Source organism: Streptomyces sp. NPDC049577 (assembly GCF_040675635.1).
Classification (GTDB): domain Bacteria; phylum Actinomycetota; class Actinomycetes; order Streptomycetales; family Streptomycetaceae; genus Streptomyces.
The window spans coordinates 1-2,382 of the sequence record NZ_JBFAPH010000548.1 but is presented as its reverse complement, the minus strand read 5'-3'; the positions used below and the strand labels follow the sequence as shown (position 1 = coordinate 2,382).

Sequence of the window (2,382 nt, the reverse complement as noted above, 5' to 3'; positions counted from 1 at the left end):
GGCCGACGCCGCCGAGCACCACCCGAGCCACCTCGGACACGCACTCACGCCGAGCCTTCAGCTCGGCACACCACCCGGGCGCAGCCCGGTACGCACCACCGCGAGCGCAAGCCCGCACCACACAACCGCCGAGCCCAGCCCGGCACCGCACCACCCGGGCACAAGCCCGGCACGCACACCCCGGGCCCGCCCGGACCCGCACAGCCGCCGGGCGCAGCCCGGCACCGGACCACCCGGGCGCAAGCCCGGCACCGCACAGCCGCCGGGCGCAGCCCGGCACCGTAACAACCGCCGGGCACCGGCCCGGCTTCGCACCACCCCCCGCGAACCACACCACCACTCCCACCGGAGGCATTCGTGTCCACTCGCCGTCGATCCCTGCGCGCTCGCAGAACGGCCACCGCCGGCTCGCTCATAGCCGGTGCGCTCGCGGCCGGGCTGCTCGTGCCGCAGTCCGCGAGCGCCAGCGCGGGCGAGGGGGTGCGTATTCACGACATCCAGGGCACGACCCGCGTCTCGCCGCTGGCCGGGCAGCAGGTGACGGGCGTGCCCGGCATCGTCACGGGCGTGCGGGCGTTCGGTTCGTCGCGCGGGTTCTGGTTCCAGGACCCGAACCCGGACCGCGACTCCGCGACCAGCGAGGGCGTCTTCGTCTACACCGGGTCGACCACCCCGGCCGTCGCCGTCGGCGACTCCGTGCTGGTGTCGGCCACGGTGACCGAGTACTACCCGGGCGGCGAGAAGGCCGGCCTGCAGTCCGTGACCGAGCTCACCAAGGCCACATGGACCGTGCAGTCGTCCGGCAACCCGCTGCCCGCCGCCGTCGTGCTGCGGCCGTCGTCCGTCCCGGCCCGTTACGCGCCCGACGCGCACGGCGGTTCGATCGAGAAGCTCCCGCTGAAGCCGGGCAGCTACGCCCTCGACCGCTTCGAGTCCCTGGAGGGCATGCGCGTCGCGGTCGCGAACGCCCCGGTCGTCGGCGCGACCAACACCCACAACGAGCTGTGGGTCACCGCCGACCCGGCCCACAACCGCACCGCGCGCGGCGGCGCCCTCTACACCGGGTACCGCGACCCGAACGGCGGCCGGGTGAAGGTGAACTCGCTGATTCCGTTCGCCCAGCGCCCCTTCCCGGTCGCGAACGTCGGTGACCAGCTGACCGGTACCACCGCCGGCCCGCTCGACTACGACAACTTCGGCGGCTACACGCTCCAGGCGACCGAGCTCGGCACGCTCAAGGACAACAAGCTGGCGCGCGAGACCACGCGCAAGCAGAAGAGCGGCGAGCTGGCGGTCGCGACGTACAACGTCGAGAACCTCTCCCCGAAGACGCCGCAGGCCAAGTTCGACCGGCTGGCGTCCGCGCTGGTCACCAACCTCGCCTCGCCGGACATCGTGGCGCTGGAGGAGGTCCAGGACAACGACGGCCCGGCCGACCACGGCGTGGTCGACGCCACGCAGACGCTGACGAAGCTGACCGAGGCCATCAAGGCGGCCGGCGGTCCCGCGTACCAGTGGCGGCAGATCGACCCGGTCAACGACCAGGACGGCGGCCAGCCGGGCGGCAACATCCGTACCGCGTTCCTCTTCAACCCCCAGCGTGTCTCGTTCACCGACATCCCGGGCGGGGACTCCACCACCCCGGTGAAGGTCGTCCGCGACGCCGCCGGCAAGGTCACGCTGTCCGCGTCCCCCGGCCGGATCGACCCGGCCAACGCGGCGTGGGAGAACAGCCGCAAGCCGCTGGCCGCCCAGTTCTCCTTCCAGGGCAAGCCGGTCTTCGTCGTGGCCAACCACTTCAACTCCAAGGGCGGCGACCAGGGCCTCGACAGCCGCTTCCAGGCCCCGGCGCGCGTCTCCGAGGTGCAGCGCGGCGAGCAGGCCAAGGCCGTCAACGCCTTCGTCAAGCAGCTGCTGGCGGCCGACCGGCGCGCGAACGTCATCGTGGCCGGCGACCTGAACGACTACCAGTTCTCGCCCGCCCTCAAGACGCTCACCTCGGGCGGGGTGCTGACCGACCAGGTCGGCCTGCTGCCCAGGAAGGAGCGGTACGGCTACGTCTACCAGGGCAACTCGCAGGTGCTGGACCACATCCTGACGAGCCCTCACATCGGTCGCCCGGACTACGACATCGTCCACATCAACGCGGAGTTCGCCGACCAGGCGAGCGACCACGACCCGCAGGTGCTGCGCTGGAAGCCGTAGCGAAGCCGTAGCACCGCTTAGAGGTCGGGGTCAGAACAATTAAATAGACCTGTACGGTCGAAGGGGTCAGGATCGTGGCGAACCGCGAGCCCACCCCGGAGGAGCTGGCCAAGGAGCTCGACATGACCCCCGAGAAGGTCATCGAGGTCCAGAAGTACGGCCGTGAGCCGATCTCCC

General features: G+C 71.5%; 1 protein-coding gene and 1 pseudogene. Both read left to right on the top strand.

Annotated features, from left to right (window positions below):
* Positions 1 to 414: 414 nt before the first annotated feature.
* On the top strand, positions 415 to 2,205 hold the full coding sequence (locus AB0K09_RS32435; protein ID WP_366068977.1) for an endonuclease/exonuclease/phosphatase family protein: 1,791 nt from the start codon (positions 415 to 417) through the stop codon (positions 2,203 to 2,205).
* An 83-nt stretch (positions 2,206 to 2,288) separates the two neighbouring features.
* Positions 2,289 to 2,382, top strand: a pseudogene (locus tag AB0K09_RS32430) (sigma-70 domain-containing protein); the annotation flags it as partial.